The following is a 26,135-nucleotide window of genomic DNA, read 5'->3' on the forward strand; positions in this document are numbered from 1 at the left end:
TTCCTTCCATGGCACTTTTTACTTATACTGCGTTTAACAAAAAAGGAAAGGAAGAGAAGGGGATTATAGATGCCCCGAATATCCAATCCGCAAGAGCGAAACTTAAGTCCAAAGGTTTTTACGTTCGCCAAATTTCAGAAGACGCTGAAAGAAAGGACAGAGAACTTTTTCCATTCCTAGCAAAACTTCTTTATAGAGTTCCTAAAAAGATCATCGGACTTTTTTCCAGACAACTCGGTACTCTTTTAGGTGCAGGTATTCCTCTAGACAAATCTCTTTCCAGTATCATTGAACAAACAGACCACGAAGTATTTCGCAAAGTAGTGATCGCAATGCAAGCGGATATTACGGAAGGAAGTTCCTTATCCGATTCGATGAAAAAACATCCGGACGTATTTCCAAACCAGTATCCTTCTCTTGTTTCAGTAGGAGAAAGAACCGGTGATTATGAAACTGCACTCATGCGTCTTGCCGAGATGGAAGAAAAAAATCTGCAGTTAAAAGGTAAGGTCACCACCGCACTTGTATATCCAGGGATCATTTTTTGCCTTTTACAGATCGTAATCATATTCCTACTTACAACAGTTGTTCCTCAGATCGAACATCTATTCATAGAGTTCAATGCTACACTTCCTTTAATTACTCAGATCGTGATTGGAAGTTCAAGAATTCTAACCGGATATTGGTTCTTGATCTTCCCGATGATCGGTGCCGGAGTTGTGGGCTTCTTCTTTTATAAATCCACTCCGGAAGGTAAGGAAAAATGGGAGAAGTTCGTTCTTAGGATCCCGATCATCCGAACTCTCAATAAAAAAGTACTTATTTCCAATTTTGCAAGGAACCTTGGGATCCTTCTTACAAACAGAGTGCCGCTGATTATTTCTCTCCAAATTGTAGAACAGATCGTTAACCATTCGGTTTTCGGACAAGAAATACGAAATGCTTGCGATAGAATTCGAGAAGGAGAGAAACTTTCTGCTGCATTCACTGGGTCAGAGATATTGCCGCAACTAGTTATAGGTATGATGTCCGCCGGAGAAGTTTCTGACCGAGTTCCGGAAATGTTGAATAAACTCGCGGAAATTTATGACCAAGAAGTGGATTCCGCTTTAAAAAATGCAACCCAAGCAATCGAGCCACTGATGCTCGTTTTTATGGGTTTTGCGATCGGTATCATTATGGCGGCGATCATCGTTCCGATGTTCAGCTTGACCCAGAATTTACAAGGTATATAACAATAGAAATAGGAGAACCGACTTTGAAAACGGGAAAAAAACGGAGAAAAGGATTCACTCTTATCGAATTAGCGATCGTTGTCGCCATTTTAGGTGCTTTGATGACTATCATTCTTGTCAGTGTGGATTTCGGTGGAGTAAGCCTCGAGACCGCAAAGATGAAGATCAAAAAAGACAAACAGGAACTTAGATTACATTTGGAAAGATATGCTTCCAAATTCGGAAGTTATCCTAGCGAAGAGCAAGGTTTAGACGCATTAGTTGAAAGACCAACTAACGGAGAAATCCCTGAAACTTGGATCCCGATGGTAAGCAGTAAAGATTCTATAAAAGATCCATGGAAAAATCCATACAAACTCAGATTTGATGGAGCGGGTGAGATCCAGATCATTACTTATGGTCAGGATAAAGCAGAAGGTGGAGAAGGTTTAAACTCGGACTTTGATATCACTAAAGAAGAACAATATCCTGCTCAATTCTCTTCTGCATCCGGCGCTAAAAAATAAATCAAATGGGCCCGAGAGCGAAAGGCCGGATCCGTTCCGGCTTCACATTGATCGAATTGGGAGTCGCGGTATTCCTGATTGGTGTGATGTTCGCTCTTGTGCTTCCTTCTTTAGTTAATTTACTCACACCAGGTGCCCAAGAAGAAGCGATGTTATTACATGACGTTGTGAACTTCTGCTTTCGTAGGGCAAAGATCAACCAAAGAACAGTCTATCTTCAATTGAATGTGGATACTGAAACTTATACGATCATAGACATGGAAAGGGACGAGACCGGTCTAAAAGAAGTCCCAGTATTCCAAGATAGGGAGCTTCCAAGCTCTTCTGCAATCGTAGATGTAATGGATGGAAGAGGTTATAGATATAATACCGGAAAGATCCGAATTCCATTTTCTCCCATGGCAGTGGCGGAAGATTTTTATATCCACTTAGGTCCGGATCCTGAGATCACAAGAACTCTCATCATCAAACGTTATGGCGGAAAATCCGAAATAGAAGACGGGGAAGTTGTAGTTTCCAAGGAACAATTGGAAGAATACAAACGTAGCGAGCAATATGGCACGAGTAAGTTTTAAAAGAAAAAACCCTCTTAAAAAAAGACAGGGTTTTACTATTTTAGAAATGACCCTGGCGTTTGCACTTGCCGCAGGTTGGCTTCTTTACGTACTCATGGTGGTTTCAGAAGGGATACGGCTTAAAAAAGTCGCAGCACTTCAAATAGAAGCAACTCACCTAGCAAAAATAAAAATGGCCCAGATAGATTCTGCCACCATTCTACAAGCGGACACTAGTTCAGGAGAGATTCCAGGTTATAAAGACTGGAGATTTACCACCATCATCAAAGAAGAGAATTTAGATCTTCTGAAAATGGCAGGAAAGGATAGCGGTAAAAAACCTGAGGATCTACTAGGCGGCGCGAACTCCAGCATGAACCAACTCATCGCGAAAAGAACAGGTAATAACCAAGGTTCTGCTACCGGTGGGCTTATTGCAGTATTTCATATTTATGTAACGATAGAATATCCTACAGGCGGAAGAGATAACCAAGGGATCCCAGTAAAAGAACAGTACACGATCGAGACCTACAAGGCCAGGATGAATTGATATGGGAATATTTTCTACACATTCAATATCTCTCAAGTTTCTTCGAAAAAGAAGAAGGTCCGGATTTACATTAATAGAATTAACCATTGTGGCAGCGTTACTCGGTGTTCTACTCGGAATGGTATTCGGGACTTACGCCACTATCTTAAAAGTCACTCGTCCAACTTCAGGTTCGGACGGCGTGGATAGAGAAAAGGCGATCTCTGTTATCGAAAATATCCGTAGTACATTGACCATGGCATTCTATTTCCAAACGGAAAAAAATCTGGTCTTCGTAAGTAGAAAAGGACGCAAATCGGAAGATGGACCAAGACATCCCGGTGAAAGTACAAAGGATCATTTTATAGTATTCGCAGCAGTCCATCCTAACTCGGAAGAAGTCGCACTTCCGGAAGTAAGAGAAGTAGAATATTATCTAAAACAGAAAGACGGCACTGATTATTATAAATTAATGAGAAGAGAAGATGAAATAGTAGATCGTTATCCATTCGTAGGCGGGCAAGAATACGAGTTACTGGATAATGTAAAATCTCTCTCCTTTAAATTTTCCAAAACGGGAAAAGAATGGGAAGAAGAATGGGATTCCTTCCAAAGGAAAAGTATCCCTCGTCTTATCCGAATCGAGATCATTGCGAATATGGGAAATAAAGAAAGACGTTTTGAAACTCTTGCGTTCCCAGGGATGCTTCTGAAATGAATTCAGGTCTTGGTCTAAAAGGTAGAAGATTCTCCAGAAGAAGAGGAGCAATCGTCATGCTCCTAGTCGGGGGAATCGGTGTAGCTGCTCTAACTACCACCTTGGACTTTGCGGAAAGATCCATGGCAGAATATAAAATTTCCCAGGGAGAAATGTCAGGCTTTAAGGCTTCTCTTTTAGCCAAAGCCGGATTCCAAGGAGCCTTGGCAGCACTCAGAAAAATCCCGGAAGAACAATTATACCAATCCGGGATAGGACTGAACCCACCTCCAGTTCCAATGGGAGGAGGATGGATCTATTATAAGATCCAAGGAGAAGATGGAAAAATTAATTTAAATTCTATCTTCAATGCGGACACAAAAGAATTAAATTTAAGAAACCAGGAAATGGCCCAAAGACTTCTGGAACGTTTGGGAATGAAGAGGGACCTTTTTAATCCGGTGATCGATTGGCTGGACGATGATAGCCAAGGGAATTTCGAAATTTCATATTACGAAAAACTGACACCTCCACGAAAGATCAAAAACGCTTACATGTATTCTCTTTCCGAGCTTACCTCCGTAAAAGGTTTCGATCCTAAAATAGTATACGGCTCCCAAAAACCTCCGGACTACGAACAAAAGTATTCCAAAGATTTTATGTCCGACGAGGAAAAAAGTCTGATCGGGGAGTCCGATTTCGTTCTGGCAAATAATCTGACCGCTTTTGTTCCATTCCAAAGAAACTACGACGATAGAATCAACTTGAACGCCGCACCTTACTTCGTTTTAATGTCTCTATCCGATTTTATGAACCGCCAGTCCGTTCTTCAAATTATGAAAATGAAGATCAAAAAAGGCGGCTACCTGAAGGAAATTAAGGATCTGGAAACCATCCCAGAATTCCAGGTACCTTCCGTAGGAGGACTTTCTCTCTACAAAGAATTAGCAGGAGAAGGAACTGATGTTTCCGGTGGAAGGATCAAAACAAAGGGCGAAATATTTCGGATCAGCGCTGTCGGGGAAGTAGAAAGAAACTATAATAGTAAAAAAAGTTCCGATGTTATGAAAGGACCTAAAATCGTCCGTAGGATCACCGGAATTTTCGACCTGACCAATAACCTGATGCTATATTATAGAGAAGATTAATGTTCTTATACGAAAAGTTTTTAACCGTAGATTACGGTACAAATTCCGTAAAGGGTGTTCTGTTCCAAAGAGTGGCAGGGAACCTGACTCTACTCAGAGCAGAGACCATGCCCATCTCCAGAATGGAAGAAAAGGAGTACGAAACAAATGTACTTCGTTTTATAAATACCTATTTTGCGGAAGAACATGCTATCGTACTATCTCTTTCTCTAGACAGACTTTTTGTAAGAGAGATCTCTATTCCATTAACCACCGAAAAAGCGGTTAGGGAAGTGATCCCGTTCGAAATTGAAAGTAGGGTTCCTTTCCCTATGGAAACTGTAGAAGTTCTAGGTTCTGTTTGGAGGATAGATCAGGAAAAATCGGACGTAATCACTTATACTTCTCATCATTCAGAGTTTGATACATTGGCTTCTCCTTTTCTGGAATCAAGCCTCGTATTTCGTGGGATCTTCGTGGATTCAGTATGTTTGGGCTCCGTTATTTCCAAACATTTACATAAAGAGATACAATTCGCAAATGTTGCTCAGTTAGATATCGGTGGCAAAAAATCCATCTTGAATGTTACCAAGGACGGAAAGATCGCTCATACACGTTTTCTTTCCGTAGGGGGAGATACTCTAACTGAAGAAATTTCTAAAACACTAAAAATCCCTAAGGATAAAGCGGAAGCTTTAAAGACCAGCATCCAATTCGAACCTTTCCATTCTCCGGAAGATGGCCTAAACTTATTCGCAAAAGAATATAAACTCAAAATAGCGGATATTAAAAAGGCATTTGTTATCTCTCAGGAATTTTTCACATCCTTAAGCGAAGAAGTTCGCAGAAGTTTCCTTTCATTAGAAGAAACTGAAAGACCGGAAGCAATTTATCTTTCTGGAGAAGGAAGTAAAGTCAGAGATCTGGAATCCTTTATAGGCGAGAACCTTGGGATCCAAGCCAGAAGATACGATTTCTTAAGTGCAGATCCTGATAGATTCGCTACCTGCTATGGGATGGCTTATCATCTGATCCAATCTAAAAAAGCCAAAATAGATTTTTTAGAAACTCCTTATGTAAAAAGGCTTAATAAAAACTTATTCGATATAAGCATATTTAAACCTCATATTATTTTAAGTTCAGTATCTTTCGTACTTTTGATCGGAGTATTTTTCTTAGGGATTATTTCTGATAAAAGAAAGCTTGCAGCCGCCAATAAAATCTTGGCTGAAAAAGTGAAATCCAGCACAGGCTCCAGTGTTCCTTCTAACAGAGATCCTATAGAATTTGCGAAAAGCCTAAGAGATGGTGCAGAAAGAAAAACGGAACTTTATAGAAAGTATCTTTCCAAGCCTAGTGTATTGGATGTTCTACATGAGATTTCCTTAAAATTCCCTGATCCTGGAATGCAGCCATTCTTATTCCAAAGTATTACGTATGATAATGGTTCTGTTTCTATCCAAGGTGCGGTAAACGAGATCTCTGAAATCGGAAAAGTACAGGATTCATTAGCTCGTTCTCCAATGTTCAAAAACGTAAAATTAGATAGTAACCGTCCGAATTTCGGACTTAAAACATTTAAAGTATCCTTTGTGATTAAAATGGAGGTGACCTCTAAAATCGAAGAAAACGATTAAGAGGGATCGTCTATGTGGCAAAAATTACAACCTAGGGAAAAACTTCTATTAGTGATTGCTGCGGGACTTATTTTGGTCCTGCTTATATTCTTAGTGGTCCGTAAAATTTATAGGCTCCGAACGGATCTTTCTGAAACGGTAAACAATACTCCAGGATTAGTCGCGCAGTTAGATAAAACAATCTCCGATTATTTATTTTTCAGATCTCTGGAAAATGTGAATACTGGGGAAAATGATCAAAGTGCATTTGCGGCAAAATTAGAAAGGATCTTTTCGGATAACGGAGTAAAGGATAGGATTTCCACAATGAGACCTATTCCTGCGAAACTAATCGACAAAAACAAATACCAGGTAATTGTTTTCGAAGTGAATTTAAGAGGTGTACCTCTTGAAAACGTTATGTCCGTATTATATGATATAGATAAGGGTAATAAGGTAAACGCAAGAGTGGAATATTTCCAAACCAATAAACCTTACCAAGACAAAAATACCTACGACGTGAACATGAAAATTGCGGCCTATAGTGTCGCTTCCGGAAAGTAAGATGGCTCGCGCAAAAAAGATAGAAATAGAAGAAGAGGAAGAATTAATCTCCAACGAGGAAGAAGAATTCCTCACGATGGAATTGGAGGAATTACCTCCTGAGGAAGAAGAGGAAGATACTCCCAGATTTTCTCTCAAACAAAAACTCATCTTGATCGGAAGCGGGCTCAGTTCCTTTCTTCTTTTTTTGATCTTATTATTCCCTTACGAAAACATTGTCCGCCAGCTGATGAATTCATCATCCGGACAACCAAGCAGCGTATTTTTTAACGAGTTATCAGTTTCAGTTCTACTCGGAAAAGTTTCCGTAAAATCTATGGAAATCATGGGTCAGACATTCAAGATCAGATCCAAAGATGCTCAGATCAAGGCCGGACTTTTTTCCTTATTAAGAAAAAAGGTAAACGGCGATTTCGAAGTACAAGAATTAGAGATCGATTATGACGGCCAAACTTTGGGCAATATAGGGGAATTAGAAGGTCACTTAAAGTTAGATTCTCTTTCTGTCCCGGCCAGTAGATTCGGCGGAACATTTTCACTTAAAATGCCAGAAGGAAAATTCGGATCTTTTCCAAATCTTCCTGAAATTCCTTTTATAGGAAAAATAGAAAACTTCTTCATAAATAAGATACTCATCACTTCCAGAATTGACCAAGGAATGGTAGAGTTCGAAGAATTTATCATAGATACCTCCGTTGCAAGATTGGATCTGCATGGAAATCTTCGACTATCAGATTCACTCCCCAGTTCTCAATTGAATCTGAGAGCCTGTTTCGAGTTAGAAAGAAATTTTGCTTCTGCTGCAGAAAATCAGATCATTGTGGGTGCATTAGATCTTTTAGAAAAAGGCGGAAGTGGTAAATGTATCCCGATCACAGGATCTTTCCAAAGGCCTGAATTTAAGATCCCAGGATTAAACGCTCCAGCAGGTTTACCCGGAGCAGGTCCGGCTCCTTAATTTACTGAACGTTTAATGGCTCCTGCACTGGTCCTTCTATTCTTCGGATCGATACTTGCTTTTTGGATTAGTACGATATGTGGAGGAGGGGCTAGTTTAATCCTAATTCCGATACTAAATAGTTTATTAGCCCCTTCGATTGTACCGTTTGCTTTAACGGTAGGAACAGCCTCGAATTCGGCCTCCAGGATTATAATATTTAAAAAAAATATAAATTGGAAGATCTTTTATTGGTTTGTTCCCTTTTCGATACCCGCGGTTTTATTAGGTGCCTGGCTCATAAAATTTCTGAATCCTATATATCTACAATTATCCGTTTCTCTTTTTCTTTTAGTGAATCTCCCTGAAATTTTTAAATCAAAGACGGATCATGAAACAAATGAGAAACCATATCCGAATTTTATTTTAGCCGTAATCGGATTTTTGTCCGGCTTGGTATCCGGGATCACCGGAGCAATCGGGTTATTATTCAATAGGTTTTACTTAAGTTACGGACTTCAAAAAGAAGAGATAGTCGCCACAAGAGCGGCAAACGAACTATTCCTTCATTTATTCAAACTTGTAGTTTATATAACCTTAGGATTTTATTCGGAAGCGGCAATTTATATAGGTATTGCAATCGCGTTAGCTTCTATCATATCTTCTTTTTCAATTAAATATATTTTACCTTATATAAGTGATCTTGTTTTTAAAAAGATAGGATATATGTCCATGGTATTAGCCGGGATATTCCTTCTTTCCAGTTCGGTGAATAAGATTATCGATCAGGATCATATCTCCGTATCTACTTCGTGGGTAATTCGAGAACAAGAAACAAGTATCAGTTGGAGGGAAAGTAATTTTATTTTGGAATATTCATGGGAGGAAGGATTAGAAATTGAAAGACCGATCTTTCCACAAGAACTTCCGGATCAATTGATATTAAAATACGAATCGATGACTCGGACTTATGATAGAATATTTCTGGAAAAAGTTTTCCGATTCAGAGAACCGATCAGTTATGAATTTTATTGTTATAAAGGATCGAATTTAACTAAATTTGAATTTTCCGAATAAGTTATCTTATATTTGGATCCCAACTGCTTTCAAATAAAGATATAAAAAAACCTCGAACAGCATTACACCACCCGAGGTTTTTCTTTCTTACGACTTAAGCTCTTAGATCAAGAACATCCAGTGGTTGCGCCGCAGGACATACATTTCAAACAAGAACCGTTTCTTACCATCTCGAAAGATCCACACTCTGTGCAAGAATCTCCAGTATAACCTTTGATCTTGGCTATCTTGATCTCCTCCATAAGAGCTATCGATGAACTTGGTTTTTCAGTCCTCATCATCTGAGAGTAAGAAATTGTTTCCGGCTCGGAAGCAGGAGCAGTTTCCACTACAGCAGAAGCTGTCGGTTGAACAGGAGCCTTAGGTTGGATGGACTCAGAAGATTTTCTGGATCCGATCTCGTCTCCTCTTAGATCTTCCGGAGCTACTTGGCCAAGATCGTATCTTCCCAGGTAAGTGATTGCAAGTTCTCTGAAGATGAAATCGATTACCGAAGTACTCATTTTGATATGTTTGTTTCCGGTCACGATACCATTCGGTTCGAATTTGAAGAATGTGAATGCATCCACAAACTCTTCTAATGGAACCCCATGTTGTAGGCCTAAAGATACGGAAATCGCGAATGCATTCATCAAACTTCTGAATGCCGCACCCTCTTTGTGCATATCCACAAAGATCTCTCCAAGTTGTCCGTCTTCGTATTCGCCAGTTCTTAAATAAACTTTGTGACCGCCAACTACTGCTTTTTGAGTATAACCAGCTCTTCTATTAGGAAGTTTACGTCTATGAGAGATATACTTATAAACGATTTTTTCCGCAAACTGAGAAGGATCTTTAGCGACTGCAGCTTCTACGATCTCTTCTTGTTCTTCTAACTCTATTCCGTTTAGAAGTTCTAATACAGAGTTCAAAGGCTGAGAAAGTTTAGATCCATCGCGATAAAGTGCATTCGCTTTTACCATCATCTTCCAAGAGATATAGTATGCGTTTTTGATATCTTCGATAGTTGCGTCTTCCGGAAGGTTGATCGTTTTAGAGATCGCACCACTGATAAAAGGCTGAGCAGCAGCCATCGTGCGGATATGGGACTCATAGGAAAGATAACGTTTTCCGTATTTACCACATTTGTTTGCGCAATCGAATACAGGATAATCTTTCTCTTTTAAGTAAGGAGCGTTCTCGATGGTCATCGTTCCACAAACATAATCGTTTGCTTTATTAATCTCATCTTTAGAAAAACCTAAATGTTCGAGCAAATTGAATGTGAAAGAATCATAAGTTTCTTTTGCGATCCCTAAGTTCTTTTGTAAGAAATTTTCACCCAAATTGAACTTATTGAATGCGAAATTGATATCGAACGCATAAGGAAGAGAAGATTCTACTTTTTCCAAGATCTCGTTCGTGAAACCTTTTTCTTTCAGGCTTTGGGTATTGATTACAGGAGCCCCGTTTAAGGTAGCATGTCCCTTGCAATAATTTACGATAGATTCGATCTCAGAAGGGGAGTATCCCAATTTACGAAGAGCCAAAGGAACGGATTGGTTGATAATTTTGAAATAACCACCACCCGCTAATTTTTTGAATTTCACCAAAGCGAAATCAGGCTCAATACCAGTAGTATCACAATCCATTACAAGACCGATAGTCCCTGTTGGTGCGATTACTGTAACTTGTGCGTTTCTGTATCCGTGAGCTTCTCCCAAAGAAACTGCATTATCAGAATCTTCTTGAGCAGCTTTCAAAAGGTAAGAAGGGCAGTATGCAGGATCAATTCCTACAGGAGTGATAGTCAGACCTTCGTAATCTTCAGAAGGAACATTATATGCCGCTCTCTTGTGGTTTCTTAGAACTCTAAGCATATGCTTTTTGTTCTTCTCATAACCAGGGAATGGCCCTAATTCTTTCGCCATTTCTGCAGAAGTAGCATAAGCAGTCATATGCATGATAGAAGTGATGGCACCAGTGATCGCCATTGCTTCTTTAGAATCATAAGGAATTCCCATGATCATCAATGCGGAACCAAGGTTTGCATATCCGAGTCCAAGAGTTCTGAACTTATAAGAAAGTTCTGCGATCTCTCTGGAAGGGAATTGAGCCATGGTCACGGAAATTTCAAGAATGATTGTCCAAAGACGGCAAAGATAACGGAAACTTTCTACATCAAAAACAAGAGTTTCCGGATCGACAAATTTCTGTAAGTTCGCAGAAGCCAAGTTACATGCAGTATTGTCCAAGAACATATACTCTGAACACGGGTTGGAAGCATTGATGTTTCCATCTTCAGGACAAGTATGCCATTCGTTGATGGTAGTATGATATTGAGTTCCTGGGTCAGCAGAAGACCAAGCCGCAAAAGAAATTCTATCCCAAAGATCTCTTGCTCTGATGGTTTTTGCAGGTTTAGCAGCTCTTTTTTCTTTGAGAGCTTTTTCCTTTTCAGTTCTGTTATATAAATGCCAAGGAAGATCTTGTTCGACAGCAGCCATAAACTCATTCGGAAGACGAACTGAGTTATTACTATTCTGTCCAGAAACTGTATTATAAGCTTCTGATTGCCAATCTGTAGTTAATTCTTCGAAAATGAGTTCTTTATAACCTTGTCTAGCAAGATCGATTACTCTCTTAATATAATTATCAGGAATTAAAACTTTCTTAGCTTCTACGATGGTTTTCTTAAGAGCGGCATTCTTTTTAGGTTCGAAACGATCCTCTCCCTCCATCTCGTAACAAGCTTTCATGATCGCATTTAGATGTCTGTTGTTCAGAATGGATCCAGTTACAAGGGAAGCTACTTTCTTCTCTTCTTCTACTTTCCAATCTACGAAACGATCGATATCCGGATGATCTACATCCAAACATACCATCTTAGCTGCACGACGAGTGGTTCCACCGGATTTAATAGCACCAGCAGCACGGTCTCCGATCTTTAAGAAACTCATTAAACCGGAACTTTTTCCTCCACCAGAAAGGGATTCATTTTCCGCTCTCAGGTTAGAGAAGTTGGTTCCTGTTCCTGAACCGTATTTGAATAGGCGAGCCTCACGGACCCAAAGATCCATGATACCACCTTCATTTACTAAATCATCATCTACACTTTGAATAAAACATGCATGAGGTTGTGGATGTTCGTATGCGGAAGAAGATTTTACCAATTTTGCACTGGTAGGATCCACATAGAAATGTCCTTGGGATTTACCATCGATCCCATACGCCCAATGTAATCCAGTATTGAACCATTGAGGGGAGTTGGGAGCAGACATCTGAGAAGCCAGCATGAAAGCGACTTCTTCGTAGAAAGTTTTAGCACTTTCTTCGTCTGAAAAATAACCGTATTTATATCCCCAATACGTCCAGCAACCCGCTAAACGATGGAAAACTTCCTGTGCAGATGCCTCTCCACCGAAACGATCTTCTGCTTTTAAAGAAGAAAGTTTTTCAGTGTCTGGTTCAGAGCGCTGTAACCATTCTGGAATGCCTTTTTCATCTACTTTTTTTAAGTATTTTGGCACTCCTTTGCGTCTGAAATACTTCTGGGCAAGAATATCTACTGCAACTTGAGACCATTGGTCCGGAACAAGAATGTCCTTAGCTTCGAAAACAACGGATCCGTCAGGGTTAGAGATCTTAGAATTCCTCTTAACCCAGTTTAAGTCCTTAGAAAATCCCTTCTCAGGTGAAGTGAAATGTTTATTTAGCTTCATAGCGCTCTCCTTATGAAACTCCGGCAAAATATAGTGCGTTTTTGGATTATGTCACGCTACTATAGCTTTCAAATTTCCCCATAGTACTTTTTCCAAAAGCTGTTCGGTTTTTACCGGAAAATTGTATTTAGATCTGATCAGAAAATACCTATGTCTCGAAGATTTTTCATTGCCAGCCTGCCTCATTTCTAAAAACTGGATTCTGCTACCAGACACTCCCCTTTAGCTCAGTCGGTAGAGCAAGTGACTGTTAATCACTGGGTCGCAGGTTCGAGCCCTGCAGGGGGAGCCAATCTTTTTCTTTCCTTCCAATCTTACCAAATTTCGGTAAATTTTCGATCTTCTTAATAGACCCCTAAGACCTACATTTGTTTAGTCTTTTTGATATAATTTCCGTTATTTTATCCAAAATTTAATCGTGAAAAGCAACGGTATTTTATTTGCAAATGAAGGTTAGGGCGACTCTTCGCTAACGCTCAGACCGCGCTTCTTCGGGTTCGCGCTCCTGCGCTCATCCGGGCAAGCCCGGACTGAAAAGCCCTACGAATCTCTGTCGCGGCCTTTTATTTCGAAATCCCTTAGCGATCTTTGCGCCTTTGCGTGATCCAAGATTTGTTCGATGTGTTTTCACGCGAGGCCGCTAAGAATAGAAGATTCCACTGAAAAAAGAGCGATATTTCCTCCAAAAACGCCCTTTTTCCTGGTGATTTCGCATAATAAATGTATTGTTAATCGAAATCAGGACATTCTGCGAAAATCCCTTTATATAACAACTGGTCGAATATAAAAATCTCCCTTATATAAGGGTCTGATAAGAATTTTTCCATTCATCATACCTAGATACACTTTCATCCCAAACTCATTGCACATACGTACAAATACTTATACTTTCTAAGTATGTCGCGAAAAATAGCACTGGTTGCCATATCCATTCTTATCTTAAGCTTATTTGTTCTTTTGGTGATCCCATCCTCTTCCAAGGACACTGAGGCCGCTCATTCTCATTCGCCAAAAAGCGGTTTTTCAGAAAGATTCTCTTCTTTATCTAATTTTTTGGGCCTTAACTCCTCTTCTTCCAATGATGAAGAAGGACTTATACCGGCTTCTCTTTTGAGAAATGAAACCCCTGACAATTTATACTGGGTAGCTGTAGCAACTCCAAGAGATGCAGCGGAAATGAAAGCCCAGAATGAGCTAAGAGAAGATTGGGCAGCTCTTTACGGAAAGATTTACTCCAATAAAGCAACTCGCAAAGAGATAGATGAGTATTTCACAGCTCAAATCAAACTACATGAAGATCAATTAGAACTATTGAAGATCATGGAGGATCGATATCCGGAACGTTTAAACGACGATTCGAGAAGGATGATCCTGGCCGGTAAGGAACTATATGCTAAAAAGTTAAAAAACGTAAAAGACGAATATGAAAAACACATAAACCAAAAATAGATTTGGAGAGAATTATGAATTATCGGTCAGTACGAAGGTCTGTATTCAGCTTCGTAGTATGTACGATGTTTTTCGCAGGAAGTGCATCCGTATTTGCGGATCCTTATTGGGGAACATTCAAGAAGGATAGCTGTACGTCAATTTTCCCAGGAAAACGTCAGTATTCAGCAATCCTTTACGGGATCCCTTCGGGCCAGAGCTGGGAAACTACCTGCGCGAATATGGGAGCAACCATTAACGGCCAAGTATTTACTAAGCCTAGTCGTTGTAAGAACACCGGTTTGAATATGTGGGGAGAATTCGATGTACTCGATGACTCTTGCGAGGCAAACTGGTCTGCTACAGACGATGGCGGAGCTTATAACTGGACTCATAAGAATGATGGTTGCCAAACCTCTGGAACGTATGCGGGCAAAAGAAAATATTCTTCCCGTATTTGGAACGTAGTAGGGATCACTTGGGAAGCAGCTTGTGCTCAATTGCCTATTACTATCGCGGGTAAAACTTATACAACCCCAACAAAATGTGTGAATACCAGCACCACAGGAATGTGGGGAGAATGGTATGTTGCAGATTCAAGTTGTGAGTCCGCTCCAAAAGCATATGCAAGAGGTGCTCAAGATTCTCTCAAAAGAACAGGAACTCTTTCCGGTTATGTGGATCTTCATACTCACCCAATGGCTCACCTAGGTTTCGGAGGAGTGATCTTCCACGGTGCTCCTTATGGAGAACCGGCAACTGCACTCGCAGATTGCCCTAGTATGTCTAACGAAGGCCACTCTGCAGGACACTCCAGAGTAGAAGCAATCGTTCAAGACGATATTATTGGAGCTCTACTTTCTACAGCAAAACATGATAATAGAGGATACGCAAGTTTCCCTTATTGGCCTGCAAACAATAGCTACACTCACCAAACAATGTATTATGAGTGGATCAAACGTGCCTACGAAGGTGGTTTGAGAACTATGGTTGTCCTTGCTGTAAACGGTGATTATATGTTCGGAGCAACTGATAACGGTCTTCCGGATATTATCAAAGGTATCGCAATCGCAACTGATCCGGTTTATGATCTAAACGACATGAACACTTTACGTCGTCAGACCCAAGCTGTATATGATATGCAAACTTGGATCGATCAGAAGAGTGGTGGAGCGGGACTTGGATGGTTCCGTATCGTAAAATCTCCTTCAGAAGCACAAAGTGTAATCGCTGCCGGTAAACTCGCAGTGGTTTTAGGTGCAGAAGTAGATTACCTAGTAGATTGTACAACCACAACTTGTACTGACTCTATGATCACTCAAGGTGTTCAAGCAATGTATGACGCAGGTTTACGTTATATCTTCCCAATTCACTTGAAAACCAACGGATTCGGTGGAGCAGGTCTCTATAATATCCTTGGAAGTGGAACTAAGTATGATTGTAAACATTACGGACAAGACTGTAACGTTGCAGGTTTAACTTCTTACGGACCTAAGATCATGAAAGCCCTAATGCAAAAAGGGATGATCATTGATGTGGGTCATATGTCCGCAAGATCCTTGGAAGGAGCTCTGACTTACGCAGAACAACAAGCTTATCCGGGTATTGTTACCGGTCACACAGGTGTATACGATATGGCGAACAAAGGAAATCGTCATGAGGCGAACCCAACAGGTGCCGCCCTCAAACGTATCATTGCACTCGGTGGAATGATCGGACTAATCCCAGGACAAGGAAATCTGGATGAAGTAGGAGAGTGGAGACAAAACTCTGATGGTTCTTATATCTCCCATGCTTGCGGAGGAACCACCCAGACATTTGCACAATCCTATCAGTATCTTAGAAATCTGATCGGAGACCAAGCTTATGACGGAAGAATTTCTGTCGGAACCGACTTTAACGGATTCGCTCATATGCCTGGACCTCGTTATGGAACTCGTGCATGTCCAGGAGGAGTGTCTACAATCGCTCAACCTGATTCTGCTAAAGTAGGATATCCATTTGCTCCGGATGCTTCCATTAGAAAAGCTGCAACTCTTTCAGCTCTTCCTTCTCTTGGAAAATATACATTCGGGAACAGGACTTTCGACTTTAATACGGAAGGAGCTTCCCATATTGGGCTTATGCCTGACTTCTTTGAAGATTTAAGACAGCAAGGACTCAAACGTTCCGATCTGGAACCGGTTTATCGTTCTGCTGACTTCTTCACTACTATGTGGCAGAATGCGGTCACAAGAGGTGCAAGCATCCAATAAAGAAATCTAACGAAATAGATTTTTCTTAAGCCCGCCAAACCCTGCGGGCTTTTTTTTAACCTAACATATCTTTTAGAGTATTATAATTTGATCTAGATAAGGCAACTTCTGCGGAATCGCCCAGAAGGACTTTAAAATGATTTCCTTTGCCGTGTAGGATCTTTTTTACTTCGGAAAGATTAATTATAAAAGATCTATGAGAACGGAAAAAATCAGAATTCAATTCAGCTAGAACAGATTCCATTGTTTTACGTATCAGTTCTTTGCGACCTGACTTAAGATGAATCTCAGTAAAATTGCCAGAGGCCTCTAAATATAGAATATCCTGAAAACGGATCACTTCTATCATTCCGTCTTTTTTTAAGGAAATACTATTCTTACGCATAGAATCCGCCTTAGAAGCGGAGGCAGACTTCATACGATCTATGGCTGCTATAAATCTTTCTCTAGTGAATGGTTTGGCCACAAAATCCAAAACACCAAAATCAAATGCGCTTACCGCATTTTGTTTATCAGAAGAGATCACGATCGTATAGAATGAATCTTTTTCAGGAAGTTTTAATATTTCATAACCTGATTGCCCCTTTAGATTAATATCCAAGAGAAGAAGGTCGATTGGATTTTCTTTAATACTATAGAGTGCAGGAGTCAATTCATCGAATGTTTTGAGAGATACTAGGCTTTTTCCGAATGCTTCTCTACAATAATGCTGGATGGTTCTTGCCATCAGCTTATCATCCTCAACTAGAACAGCTCTCACCATGCTTAGCGAGTTCTATAAAAAATTCTTAAATGGTCAATCTGAAATTTTCATTCTAGAAAATAGAAGTGTGAATGTTGCTCCTTGTCCAGGTTTACTTTCCAAACTGATCTTTGCATTCAATAGTTCTACCAATCTATGAACCGCATAAAGTCCCACACCGCTAGAAGGTTCATTGCCTGTAGGTTTTGCAGAGAGTCTAGTGAATCTGGAGAATAAAAGTTTTTTATCTTCATCGGTGAATCCTTTTCCTTCGTCCCTGATCTGGATCTGTATGAAGTCACCCTGATCTTTGATCAATTTAGAATGAATGAATATAGAACCTCCCGGAGGAGAATATTTCACCGCATTTGAAACCAAATTATCTAGAATACTAGCTACTGCTTTTCTATCCGATCGGATCTTTAGATCTTCTTTATCGAATTGGGTATGAAATTGAATACGTTTTAGAGAAGCCTGGTAGTCGAAGTTTTGGATCGTAGATTTAATATAAGAATTAATATTAAAAATATCATAATCTATTTTAATATTCTCAAAGCCGGAAGCAGCAATTCCCACAAGATCGTCGATATGTCCTAAAATTTTTCTAGAAGAACTTTCTATATCGGTAAGGATCTCTTTTTTTTCCTTATCCGAAAAAGATTTCAGATTTTTTCGTAGGATCGTGCTAATACTCATGATCCCAGACAGTGGACTTTTTAGATCATGAACCGCGATACTGATCATATCACTTTTATTTGTATCTTCTTCCCTTAATCTTTCGTTCAAACGAATGATCCTTTGGGTTTTGAGATACGTATTCGCCAAAGTTAAGAAGGATACACGATCGAAAATTAAAATCAAAAATAAGGTCACGAGAGGGTTTTGCAAAAGTACAGGCTCTCTATTCCCGCTATAATAGATAAAACCGTATAGGATTGCATAATTGATCGTGTAAATAAAATACTTGGTATGATCCGGAAATCTAAACATGATCGCAACACTGAACATCGCAGTGGAAAAAAGTGAGATCTCAGGAAGTCTAGGGAATACCACAACTGTGATACAAGTCCCGGTCAGGGAAAGAAGAAGCACCCCGATCCTACAAAACAATTTGATCCGATCCAGATCCGCTCTATGCAAACGGCCGGAATTCAAAAGTACGTTCATTGTAAGAAAAACTGCATAGAAGACCAGATCGAATAGGACAAATGAATTGTCCTTAGCATCCGAAAATGCATCGACTAGATCATAGAATGCAAAAGGTAAAATGATGACAGGAAGGATTAGATACACATACCTGAGTACGATCAGAATTTCAAGATACGCGTTCCTTGTGAATACCGGAGCAAAGTTTACGGAAGAAAGTATCTTTGCCTTTCTATACTGCCTGAGTGCAAAACGATAATTGAGCCCAAAAAGAAATCGAAGTAACGCCTGCATATTTCCAAATTTATCCCTTTCCCTTTTAAAAAACTCCCTTTTTTGTCCAATCATTCGATTTAGGAAAACTAGTGAAAAAACTTTGTCAAAAAGATGAATTAGAAAAGCCATAAATTCCAGAAAAAAGAATGTACTCATCTCCAAGAATACAAGCAATTATCATAGTACGACCTGTTCTAGTTTATAATTTTATGACTTAAGTACCGATTTTTATTCTTCTTTTGCTTTGCAAAAATTACTAGAGCATGTTTCCGAATATTTATAATATTTTTCTAATAAATAGTTACAAAGAATTTGCATAAAGGATCGAAATGTAATATACTGTTCGCCCGATGCTATCTAAGAAAAACGCATTACTGGTTTCTTCTGCTTTTGCTCTAGTTGTTCTTATTTTTATTTTTACAAGAAGCCAGGATGGAGCCGCTCAATCCTCTTCCAAAAATATTTTTTCAGAAGGGCTCTCTATCTTTTCCGGATTTATCAGTTCGGGAACTTCTTCTACCCATAACGAAGATAACGCAGTTGTATCTGCTTCCTTATTAAAGAGTGAAACTCCTGATAATCTATACTGGGTAGCTGTTGCTACTCCCCAAGACGCAGGAGAGAAAAAAGCACAGGAAGAACTTTTAGAAAGTTGGGCCACATTGTACGGAAAAATTTATTCCGGAAAAGCAACCCGCAAAGAAATCGATGAATATTATAAAGCACAGATAAAACTCCAGGAAGACCAACTGGAACTATTGCGCTTGATGGAAGAAAGATATCCAGAGCGCCTTGATGACGAAAAACGCAGAATGATCCTAGCCGGCAAAGAACTGTACGGCCAAAAGCTGAAAAACGTAACCGAAGAATACAAAAAACATATAAATCAGTAAGTAGGGAGAGAAACGTATGAAAACTCGGCTTTTACGAGGTCGTGCGTTAGGTGTCGTATTCCTAGCTGTTTTTGCTACGAGCACGTCCGTTTTCGGCGATCCATATTGGGGAACATTTAAGAAGGATGGTTGCACTGCAATTTTTCCTGGGAAACGTCAATATTCAGCAATCCTTTATGGGATTCCATCAGGACAGAGTTGGGAAACGACCTGTGCCAATATGGGAGCAACCATTAATGGCCAAGTATTTACTAAGCCAAGTCGTTGCAAAAACACCGGATTCAATATGTGGGGAGAATTCGATCTAATCGAAGATTCTTGCGAAGCAAACTGGGCTGCAACAGATGATGGTGGCGGTTATAACTGGACTCATAAGAATGATGGTTGCCAATCCTCAGGTACTTACGCGGGCAAAAGAAAATATTCTTCCCGTATATGGAACGTAGTAGGAATAAGTTGGGAAGAAGCCTGTGCTAAATTGCCTCTTACCATCGCAGGTAAAACATATACAACTCCTCATCGTTGCGTGAACACTGGTGGAGCCACAGGAATGTGGGGAGAATGGTATGTTGCAGATTCAAGTTGTGAATCTGCTCCACAAGCTTATAATCGAGGAGCTAACGATTCTCTCAAGAGAAGTGGGACTCTTTCAGGCTATGTGGATCTTCATACTCACCCAATGGCAAATTTAGGTTTTGGTGGAGTAATCTTTCATGGATCTCCATTTGGACCGGCGGCAACTGCACTCGCAGACTGTCCGAGTACTTCGGACGAAGGACATTCTGCAGGACACTCTAGGGTAGAAGCAATCGTTCAAGATGATATTATCGGAGCCTTATTAGGAACGGCTCGTCATGATAATAGAGGATATGCAGGCTTCCCTTATTGGCCTGCGAACAATAGTTACACTCACCAAACAATGTATTATGAATGGATCAAACGCGCTTATGAAGGCGGGATGAGAGCCATGGTAGTACTCGCAGTAAATGGTGATTATATGTTTGGAGCTACAGATAACGGACTTCCAGACATCATTAAAGGAATAGCGATCGCTACCGATCCGGTTTATGACTTAAATGATATGAACACTTTGCGTCGACAAACCCAAGCAGTGTATGATATGCAAGCTTGGATCGATTCACAAAGTGGCGGTCCAGGACAAGGTTGGTTCCGTATCGTAAAAACTCCTGCGGAAGCACAAAGTGTGATTTCCGGCGGTAAACTTGCAGTAGTCTTAGGTGCTGAAGTAGACTATCTAGTAGATTGTACAGGAAGTAACTGTAACGATTCTATGATCACACAAGGTGTACAAGAATTGTATGATCTGGGATTACGTTATGTGTTCCCGATCCACTTAAAAACCAACGGATTCGGTGGAGCAGGTCTATACAATATCCTTGGAAGTGGAACTAAGTATGATTGTAAACACTACGGACAGGATTGTAATACCGCAGGTTTAACCACTTATGGACAAAAAGTCCTGAGAGAATTGATGAAAAAAGGAATGATCATCGACGTGGGCCATATGTCTGCAAAATCTCTGGATGGAGCGATTACTTTCGCTGAACAACAATCATATCCTGGTATAGTAACCGGTCACACTGGTGTGTATGATATGGCGAATAAAGGAAATCGTCACGAGGCAAACCCGACAGGCGCCGCACTCAAACGTATCAGCACCTTAGGTGGAATGATCGGACTTATTACCGGACAAGGAAATCTGGAAGAAGTAGGTGAGTGGAGACAGAATAGTGATAGCTCTTATATCGCACATGCTTGCGGTGGAACTAGCCAAACATTCGCTCAGTCTTACCAATATCTCAAAAATCTAATAGGTGATCCTGCTTATGACGGAAGGATCGCAATCGGAACAGATTTTAACGGATTTGCTCATATGCCTGGACCTCGTTATGGAACTCGTGCTTGTCCTGGAGGAACTTCAGTCATTGCACAGCCTGAGACTTCCAAAGTAGGATATCCATTCTCTCCTGACTCTTCCATTAGATTAGCGGCAACTCTTGCGGCTTCTCCTTCTCTTGGAAAATATTCATTCGGGAATAGAACATTCGACTTCAATACGGAAGGTGCGTCCCATATAGGTCTTATGCCTGACTTCTTTGAAGACTTGAGACAGCAGGGACTGAAACGTTCCGATCTGGAACCGGTCTATAGATCCGCAGACTTCTTCACTACGATGTGGCAGAACGCGGTAAATAGGAGCGGAAGTATCCAGTAATTGAACCAAGGCCCGCTACAAAGCGGGCCTTTTTGTATCTACAAATCTCAAAAGAAAAAGTTTGGTCTTTGGAACTTAAAATGAAGAATAGGTTCTAAGATAGAAAGAGCTTATTTCCTTGAGGCTTTTATTGAACCTTAAAACTTTCACTCCTTCCTTATTTCTGTTATTGACACTTGCATGTTCCAATAACGGAGATACAACTTCTACGGACGATACTGCCGCTAGCCTATTATACTCGGCTTATGGAGCGAGTTTCACTCCTGTCCCGACTGGAGGATGCGCAGACTCTGCAGTTCCTACTATAGTTACAGGTGGAACCGCGACATTCTCCGGGGCAAGTTATTACTATTATTTCTATTCTTTTACCGGAAATGGCGCAACAAATACCTTTAACGTTAGTTTTACAAGTGGGGAAGCCGACTTGTGGATCGGGACAGAAAACTCTGTGTTGATCCCAACGGATTTTAGTCAGGTAGAAGTTAGAAGTGAGAATATAGGGACCGAATCCTATTCCGGAATAAGTACTACAAACGGTTCCACTCGTTGTTTGGTCATCCCCGTCACGGACGCAGGAACAATTACTTTGTCGGTCCAGTGATCTCGGTTAAACCATTCGATCTATTTAGGAAATTAAAAATTTCGTAAATTTTCTTCTTGCTTTCCTGAAATTAAAAATATACTTCCTCAGATTCTATTTTTGGAGCAAAACGAATGGAAGAAAGTTCAGGTTCAGGAATCGGTTTAGTTATAACCGCGATCGTTTATATTGCGATCCTCGGAGTATTCCTATTTTCCTTCTGGAAAATTTTCGAAAAAGCAGGCAGACCCGGTTGGGCAGGGATCATTCCGATTTATAACCTTTATGTATTAATGGAAATCGTTGGAAGACCTGGTTGGTGGTTTATCCTATTTTTTGTCCCTTGCGTTGGTATCATTATCAGCATTCTTGTTGCTATCGATTTGGCTAAATCATTCGGTAAAACTGCAGGTTATGCGGTACTTTTCATTTTCGGAATTGGATATCCAATATTAGCATTCTCTGATTCAAAATATGTGGGACCAGCTGCGAAATCAGCTTAATAAATCCCTAATATTAGAAACCGGGCCTGGTTCGGGTCCGGTTTCCATTTTATTTTCCTTAATCGCTTTTTTAACCCTCACCATTTCGATTTCCTTTCTGATACCATTGGACACAGAATCGGAACATTGGTTTACGATCTGTTGGTGGAAACATTTAACAGGCTGGGATTGTCCAGGTTGTGGACTAACAAGATCAGTGATCTGTTTTTTTAGAGGGGATTTTTTACAGTCTTGGGAATATCATCCATTCGGAATCCCGATCTCCATTTTAGGAATTTCCGGTTTTATCATCCGATGGAATCTAGGCAAACAAGTATGGAGAAAAATTTTAGAAAATCGTTTTACTGAAGTATTCGCGTATTTAGGAATTATCTCTATTTTTGTTTGGTACTATATCAAACATTTCTACTAAAACAACTCATCATCATCTGCCGGAGGAGTAGCCGCTCTGGAGGAAGTTTCAGACTTAGGACTCGCGGTTTTTTTCTGAGTTTCTCCATTTCCTGATTTGGAAAGATATTCAATTTTTCCTTCCGCTTCTGCAAGGATAGATTGGCAAAGAGTTCTAAGTTCCATTCCTCTTTCATAAGATTTAATGGATTCTTCTAGGGTCAATTGTCCTCTTTCCAAATTTTCAGCGATCTGCTCCAATTCGGTTAAAGCCTGTTCAAAACTGATTTCTGTTTTTTTGCTCATTGTATTTCACCTTGGTAAGAAACCCGAATCCTACCTTCCGCCAATATGACTTCTAGTTCTTCCTCTTTCTCCAATTGTGCTGGAGATGTAACGACTTTTTTTCCTTTCTTCCTTACCACGGAATATCCTCTTTTCAAGGTCCCTAATGGAGAAAAACCTTCCAGTTTTCCGGAGAGTAGTTGGAACTCCTTCTTCTTTCTTTCCAGCTGGGATTTAAAAGAAGTAATCAATCCAGTCGATACAGGACTAAATTTGTTTTGGGCGCTCATTAGATAATTTTTGCCCAATAAATGTATCCTGGAATTGATCTCATCCAATTGTAGAATACGATCATTCAACATGGATCTAGGATCTAAGAATGCTTTTTTATTCGTGAGTATACGAAACTTTTCTCTCAGATTATTTGCCTGGTTTTTTAAAGCAGTCTTAAGCCTTACTTCAAATTCAGCAAGTCCTGATTCTATAAGTTCCATTTCCGGCACAGCCATTTCTGCCGCGGCTGTAGGAGTAGGTGCAAAATGGTCAGCCGCCAAATCAGAAAGAACTGAATCTATCTGGTGACCGACCGCGGAAATAATAGGAACACGACTCTGTGCAAATGCGAGAACTACTTTCTCATCGTTAAATGCCATTAGGTCTTCTGTACTTCCACCACCTCTACCGGCAATGATCAGATCCACATCCCAACGAGAATCATTTAACTCTTTGATTGCAGAAACAATAGAATCTGGAGCCCCATCTCCTTGTACAAGACAAGGAGAGATCAGAATATCTATATTCGGAAATCTTTGTTTAGAAATACGGATAATGTCTTCGATCGCAGCTCCGGTGGGAGAAGTAGCAACGCCGATCCTCCAGGGAAATGTTGGAAGTTTTCTTTTTCTTTCCGGATCAAAAACACCTTGGGCAGCAAGTTTTCTTTTCAGCTCTTCTATCTGTAGTAGAAGGTCTCCTTGTCCCAGCTCTTCTATTTTAGAAATATTTAAATTGTATTGGCCCCTAGGTTCGTAGACAGAGATAGCACCGAACGCCTTGATCTCCATACCGTTTTCCAAAGGTTTTCCCTTATATCTTCCATTACTATAAGAGAAAAAAGTACAAGCGATTAGAGACTTTGCATCTTTTAAGTTAAAATAAATATGACCTTGGTGAGACTTCGAATAATTAGAGATCTCTCCTTGGATCCAGATATTTCTAAGAATATCCGGACCGGTCAGAAGTTGTTTAACGATTGAATTGATTTCCGAAACGGAATATGTTTTTGTTTCTTCCATCCGAAATTAACTGGCGAAAAAATCTTTTCTGTATAATTTCCAGAAGTCCCAAAGAATCACAACCATTGTGACAGCAACCGGTCCAAGCACCAGTCCCATGATCCCAAATTCTTGGATTCCTCCAATCAAGGACAAAAATATCAACAAAGGATGGATCCTAAGTTTTTTATCTAACATCTTAGGTTTTACGACATTCTCTAAAACGATATACAAGGTCAGGCCCATTACCATAAATAAGCTCGCACCGATGATATTATTCTCTATGAACATCAAATAAAGTCCGATCGGCAACCATACTACTGAGGTTCCAATCACAGGTATCAAAGAGAAAAAGGCTGCAAGACTCGCATATAAGAAAGGGTTGGAAATTTTTGCGAATAGAAGAAGAATATAAACTCCAGCCCCCTGCATAATGGAAACGATTAGATTTCCTTTAAATACAGTTTGCACAGCAGACGCGATCTTTCTTCCTACTTGTTCTTCTACCTCTGTGGAGAATGGTAAATTGTCCAAAATGAATCTTTCTATTTTTCTTCCGTCTTGGTAGAAGAAGAACAAAAGTAAAAGGGAGAAGAACAGATTCATAATGATCCCGGCGGGAAGATCTATAGAACCTAGAATAAAAGAAGAAGCATTACTTAAAACAGCGTATAAGCTGTCCAAGTTCAGGATATCTATATAGTTCTTAGCAAAGTCTCCATAAATTTCAGGAAGTTTTACCCAGAAGAATGGATTATCCGTGAATAGATCAGTGAGTATATTCAGGCTCATGATCGTATCTATGATCTTATCTTCAGAAAGAGAGATCCTGATCTTAAACAGAATGGAAAGAGATTCCTCGATCAGAGTGCGGATCATAAAATAAGAAGGCAAAATTACGATCATACAAACGGAACCGATCATGATCCAAGGTGCCAATGGTTCAAACTTAGGACCAACCAATCTTCTTAACTGTTTGTATTGTTTGCGAGTGGCTAAGTATAAGATCAAAGCAACAAGTGCGGAATAAAAATAAGGTCTTAAAACTACAAAGAGCAGGAGTCCTGTCCCGATACAAAATATACCCAGGATCAAGTTGAAAAGTTTTCGGTTGGTTTCCTGTCCTTCTTTGGGGGACATCAAAATCCTCCGTTCGTGGTTTTCTGGAATAATTTTACGATACTTCCTTTTTCTTCGGGATGAATGGTGATTGCGAGTATCTTATGCCTAAGAACATCCACCAAATACAAACTTTTCTCCTCAGACTTTTGGCTCTGTAAAATTTTATGACCGAAACTGGAGATCAGATATTCGTAATATCTCTCCATGGTAGTTTTTGGAAGAGAAGTTTTAAAAACTACAACCGCTTCCTTATTTTCCAGGAGGCGGTCCGCTTTTAATTCCGTAAAAAACAATACCTCTGAATCATCCGGAACAAAATTGCTAGGAATGGAAGAAGGGGCCTTATACGGCTTTTCCACTATAGTGAGTTGGTTATGCCTGAAAATTTTAGGTCTGTCTTTGACCTTTTTGGTTTTTACAGGATCAGGACTCATCAAATCGGGCAATTTGGTATCCTGAGAA

At 40.0% G+C, this 26,135-nt stretch carries 24 protein-coding genes and 1 tRNA gene; 18 read left to right on the forward strand and 7 right to left on the reverse strand.

The features are described 5' to 3' along the window. Nucleotides 1-8: 8 nt before the first annotated feature. The 10 genes from EHO58_RS17640 to EHO58_RS17685 are packed head-to-tail and all read left to right on the forward strand — an operon-like array spanning nt 9 to nt 8,842. On the forward strand, nt 9-1,235 hold the full coding sequence (locus EHO58_RS17640) for a type II secretion system F family protein (RefSeq protein ID WP_135626694.1): 1,227 nt from the start codon (nt 9-11) through the stop codon (nt 1,233-1,235). Between the two features lie 23 nt (nt 1,236-1,258). Next, nucleotides 1,259-1,741 carry a type II secretion system protein GspG gene (locus EHO58_RS17645; RefSeq protein WP_135680790.1) on the forward strand — a complete coding sequence of 161 codons (483 nt, stop codon included), beginning with the start codon at nt 1,259-1,261 and terminating at the stop codon, nt 1,739-1,741. A gap of 5 nt (nt 1,742-1,746) precedes the next feature. After that, nucleotides 1,747-2,316, forward strand: coding sequence for a type II secretion system protein (locus EHO58_RS17650; RefSeq protein ID WP_135626696.1), 570 nt, complete (start codon nt 1,747-1,749; stop codon nt 2,314-2,316). Next, on the forward strand, nt 2,297-2,845 hold the full coding sequence (locus EHO58_RS17655; protein ID WP_135680791.1) for a prepilin-type cleavage/methylation domain-containing protein: 549 nt from the start codon (nt 2,297-2,299) through the stop codon (nt 2,843-2,845). Before EHO58_RS17650 ends, EHO58_RS17655 begins: the two co-directional genes overlap by 20 nt. 1 nt (nt 2,846) lies before the next feature. Next, nucleotides 2,847-3,542, forward strand: a complete 696-nt coding sequence (locus tag EHO58_RS17660; RefSeq protein WP_135680792.1) for a type II secretion system protein GspJ — start codon at nt 2,847-2,849, stop codon at nt 3,540-3,542. Beyond that, a complete protein-coding gene (locus EHO58_RS17665; RefSeq protein WP_100711677.1) occupies nt 3,539-4,669 on the forward strand; it encodes a type II secretion system minor pseudopilin in 1,131 nt (376 codons plus the stop codon). Before EHO58_RS17660 ends, EHO58_RS17665 begins: the two co-directional genes overlap by 4 nt. Then, nucleotides 4,669-6,285, forward strand: coding sequence for a pilus assembly protein PilM (gene pilM / locus EHO58_RS17670; RefSeq protein ID WP_135626700.1), 1,617 nt, complete (start codon nt 4,669-4,671; stop codon nt 6,283-6,285). The genes EHO58_RS17665 and pilM overlap by 1 nt, the downstream gene beginning before the upstream one ends. A gap of 12 nt (nt 6,286-6,297) precedes the next feature. Continuing rightward, nucleotides 6,298-6,828, forward strand: a complete 531-nt coding sequence (locus EHO58_RS17675; RefSeq protein WP_135626701.1) for a hypothetical protein — start codon at nt 6,298-6,300, stop codon at nt 6,826-6,828. A 1-nt stretch (nt 6,829) separates the two neighbouring features. Then, nucleotides 6,830-7,786, forward strand: coding sequence for a type II secretion system protein GspN (gene gspN / locus EHO58_RS17680; protein ID WP_135626702.1), 957 nt, complete (start codon nt 6,830-6,832; stop codon nt 7,784-7,786). A 15-nt stretch (nt 7,787-7,801) separates the two neighbouring features. Further along, a complete protein-coding gene (locus EHO58_RS17685; RefSeq protein WP_135680793.1) occupies nt 7,802-8,842 on the forward strand; it encodes a sulfite exporter TauE/SafE family protein in 1,041 nt (346 codons plus the stop codon). Between the two features lie 107 nt (nt 8,843-8,949). Here the strand turns inward: EHO58_RS17685 and EHO58_RS17690 are convergent, their stop codons facing one another. After that, nucleotides 8,950-12,543, reverse strand: coding sequence for a vitamin B12-dependent ribonucleotide reductase (locus tag EHO58_RS17690; RefSeq protein WP_135680794.1), 3,594 nt, complete (start codon nt 12,541-12,543; stop codon nt 8,950-8,952). A 216-nt stretch (nt 12,544-12,759) separates the two neighbouring features. On the opposite strand from EHO58_RS17690, the gene EHO58_RS17695 reads away from it, so the two are divergent. From EHO58_RS17695 to EHO58_RS17705, 3 genes are all read left to right on the forward strand, one after another. Next, nucleotides 12,760-12,835 (forward strand) — tRNA-Asn (locus tag EHO58_RS17695). Between the two features lie 605 nt (nt 12,836-13,440). Then, nucleotides 13,441-13,992 (forward strand): hypothetical protein, encoded by a 552-nt coding sequence (locus EHO58_RS17700; protein ID WP_135627495.1) that lies wholly within the window; start codon nt 13,441-13,443, stop codon nt 13,990-13,992. A 14-nt stretch (nt 13,993-14,006) separates the two neighbouring features. Then, a complete protein-coding gene (locus tag EHO58_RS17705; protein WP_135680795.1) occupies nt 14,007-16,226 on the forward strand; it encodes a membrane dipeptidase in 2,220 nt (739 codons plus the stop codon). Nucleotides 16,227-16,281: 55 nt separating this feature from the next. Here the strand turns inward: EHO58_RS17705 and EHO58_RS17710 are convergent, their stop codons facing one another. Beyond that, nucleotides 16,282-16,989 (reverse strand): LytR/AlgR family response regulator transcription factor, encoded by a 708-nt coding sequence (locus EHO58_RS17710; protein WP_100711685.1) that lies wholly within the window; start codon nt 16,987-16,989, stop codon nt 16,282-16,284. A 33-nt stretch (nt 16,990-17,022) separates the two neighbouring features. Next, nucleotides 17,023-18,408 (reverse strand): sensor histidine kinase, encoded by a 1,386-nt coding sequence (locus tag EHO58_RS17715; RefSeq protein ID WP_244241216.1) that lies wholly within the window; start codon nt 18,406-18,408, stop codon nt 17,023-17,025. Nucleotides 18,409-18,740: 332 nt separating this feature from the next. Here EHO58_RS17715 and EHO58_RS17720 point away from each other — a divergent pair, with 332 nt between their 5' ends. From EHO58_RS17720 to EHO58_RS17740, 5 genes are all read left to right on the forward strand, one after another. Beyond that, a complete protein-coding gene (locus tag EHO58_RS17720; RefSeq protein WP_135680797.1) occupies nt 18,741-19,283 on the forward strand; it encodes a hypothetical protein in 543 nt (180 codons plus the stop codon). A gap of 16 nt (nt 19,284-19,299) precedes the next feature. Next, the gene (locus EHO58_RS17725) at nt 19,300-21,519 is read left to right on the forward strand and encodes a membrane dipeptidase (protein WP_135680798.1); all 2,220 of its coding nucleotides are present in this window, start codon (nt 19,300-19,302) and stop codon (nt 21,517-21,519) included. Between the two features lie 130 nt (nt 21,520-21,649). Beyond that, nucleotides 21,650-22,120, forward strand: a complete 471-nt coding sequence (locus tag EHO58_RS17730) for a hypothetical protein (RefSeq protein ID WP_244241217.1) — start codon at nt 21,650-21,652, stop codon at nt 22,118-22,120. Between the two features lie 113 nt (nt 22,121-22,233). Then, on the forward strand, nt 22,234-22,602 hold the full coding sequence (locus tag EHO58_RS17735; protein WP_100724017.1) for a DUF5684 domain-containing protein: 369 nt from the start codon (nt 22,234-22,236) through the stop codon (nt 22,600-22,602). Continuing rightward, a complete protein-coding gene (locus tag EHO58_RS17740; protein ID WP_135680799.1) occupies nt 22,574-23,014 on the forward strand; it encodes a DUF2752 domain-containing protein in 441 nt (146 codons plus the stop codon). The genes EHO58_RS17735 and EHO58_RS17740 overlap by 29 nt, the downstream gene beginning before the upstream one ends. Here EHO58_RS17740 and EHO58_RS17745 read toward each other — a convergent pair. From EHO58_RS17745 to EHO58_RS17760, 4 genes are read right to left on the reverse strand one after another with little or no spacing between them, the layout of a single operon-like run. Beyond that, nucleotides 23,011-23,298, reverse strand: a complete 288-nt coding sequence (locus EHO58_RS17745; protein WP_135680800.1) for an exodeoxyribonuclease VII small subunit — start codon at nt 23,296-23,298, stop codon at nt 23,011-23,013. The genes EHO58_RS17740 and EHO58_RS17745 overlap by 4 nt on opposite strands. Further along, nucleotides 23,295-24,572: an exodeoxyribonuclease VII large subunit gene (gene xseA, locus EHO58_RS17750; protein ID WP_135680801.1), complete on the reverse strand. Its 1,278-nt coding sequence runs from the start codon at nt 24,570-24,572 to the stop codon at nt 23,295-23,297. Before xseA ends, EHO58_RS17745 begins: the two co-directional genes overlap by 4 nt. Before the next feature lie 6 nt (nt 24,573-24,578). Next, nucleotides 24,579-25,691 carry an AI-2E family transporter gene (locus tag EHO58_RS17755; protein ID WP_135627504.1) on the reverse strand — a complete coding sequence of 371 codons (1,113 nt, stop codon included), beginning with the start codon at nt 25,689-25,691 and terminating at the stop codon, nt 24,579-24,581. Further along, nucleotides 25,691-26,119, reverse strand: a complete 429-nt coding sequence (locus tag EHO58_RS17760) for a hypothetical protein (RefSeq protein ID WP_244241218.1) — start codon at nt 26,117-26,119, stop codon at nt 25,691-25,693. Before EHO58_RS17760 ends, EHO58_RS17755 begins: the two co-directional genes overlap by 1 nt. Nucleotides 26,120-26,135: the final 16 nt, after the last annotated feature.

Source organism: Leptospira selangorensis (assembly GCF_004769405.1).
Classification (GTDB): Bacteria; Spirochaetota; Leptospiria; order Leptospirales; family Leptospiraceae; genus Leptospira_B; species Leptospira_B selangorensis.

What these genes read in the sequence shown, in the direction of transcription:
- EHO58_RS17735 (WP_100724017.1), top strand. Translation starts at nt 22,234, where the DNA reads ATGGAAGAAAGTTCAGGTTCAGGAATCGGTTTAGTTATAACCGCGATC.
- EHO58_RS17740 (WP_135680799.1), top strand. Translation starts at nt 22,574, where the DNA reads ATGTGGGACCAGCTGCGAAATCAGCTTAATAAATCCCTAATATTAGAA.
- EHO58_RS17650 (WP_135626696.1), top strand. Translation starts at nt 1,747, where the DNA reads ATGGGCCCGAGAGCGAAAGGCCGGATCCGTTCCGGCTTCACATTGATC.
- EHO58_RS17690 (WP_135680794.1), bottom strand. Translation starts at nt 12,543, where the DNA reads ATGAAGCTAAATAAACATTTCACTTCACCTGAGAAGGGATTTTCTAAG.
- EHO58_RS17755 (WP_135627504.1), bottom strand. Translation starts at nt 25,691, where the DNA reads ATGTCCCCCAAAGAAGGACAGGAAACCAACCGAAAACTTTTCAACTTG.
- EHO58_RS17700 (WP_135627495.1), top strand. Translation starts at nt 13,441, where the DNA reads ATGTCGCGAAAAATAGCACTGGTTGCCATATCCATTCTTATCTTAAGC.
- EHO58_RS17720 (WP_135680797.1), top strand. Translation starts at nt 18,741, where the DNA reads ATGCTATCTAAGAAAAACGCATTACTGGTTTCTTCTGCTTTTGCTCTA.
- EHO58_RS17685 (WP_135680793.1), top strand. Translation starts at nt 7,802, where the DNA reads ATGGCTCCTGCACTGGTCCTTCTATTCTTCGGATCGATACTTGCTTTT.
- EHO58_RS17725 (WP_135680798.1), top strand. Translation starts at nt 19,300, where the DNA reads ATGAAAACTCGGCTTTTACGAGGTCGTGCGTTAGGTGTCGTATTCCTA.
- EHO58_RS17675 (WP_135626701.1), top strand. Translation starts at nt 6,298, where the DNA reads ATGTGGCAAAAATTACAACCTAGGGAAAAACTTCTATTAGTGATTGCT.
- EHO58_RS17640 (WP_135626694.1), top strand. Translation starts at nt 9, where the DNA reads ATGGCACTTTTTACTTATACTGCGTTTAACAAAAAAGGAAAGGAAGAG.
- gspN (WP_135626702.1), top strand. Translation starts at nt 6,830, where the DNA reads ATGGCTCGCGCAAAAAAGATAGAAATAGAAGAAGAGGAAGAATTAATC.
- EHO58_RS17710 (WP_100711685.1), bottom strand. Translation starts at nt 16,989, where the DNA reads ATGGTGAGAGCTGTTCTAGTTGAGGATGATAAGCTGATGGCAAGAACC.
- EHO58_RS17655 (WP_135680791.1), top strand. Translation starts at nt 2,297, where the DNA reads ATGGCACGAGTAAGTTTTAAAAGAAAAAACCCTCTTAAAAAAAGACAG.
- pilM (WP_135626700.1), top strand. Translation starts at nt 4,669, where the DNA reads ATGTTCTTATACGAAAAGTTTTTAACCGTAGATTACGGTACAAATTCC.
- EHO58_RS17715 (WP_244241216.1), bottom strand. Translation starts at nt 18,408, where the DNA reads ATGCAGGCGTTACTTCGATTTCTTTTTGGGCTCAATTATCGTTTTGCA.
- EHO58_RS17745 (WP_135680800.1), bottom strand. Translation starts at nt 23,298, where the DNA reads ATGAGCAAAAAAACAGAAATCAGTTTTGAACAGGCTTTAACCGAATTG.
- xseA (WP_135680801.1), bottom strand. Translation starts at nt 24,572, where the DNA reads ATGGAAGAAACAAAAACATATTCCGTTTCGGAAATCAATTCAATCGTT.
- EHO58_RS17660 (WP_135680792.1), top strand. Translation starts at nt 2,847, where the DNA reads ATGGGAATATTTTCTACACATTCAATATCTCTCAAGTTTCTTCGAAAA.
- EHO58_RS17665 (WP_100711677.1), top strand. Translation starts at nt 3,539, where the DNA reads ATGAATTCAGGTCTTGGTCTAAAAGGTAGAAGATTCTCCAGAAGAAGA.
- EHO58_RS17705 (WP_135680795.1), top strand. Translation starts at nt 14,007, where the DNA reads ATGAATTATCGGTCAGTACGAAGGTCTGTATTCAGCTTCGTAGTATGT.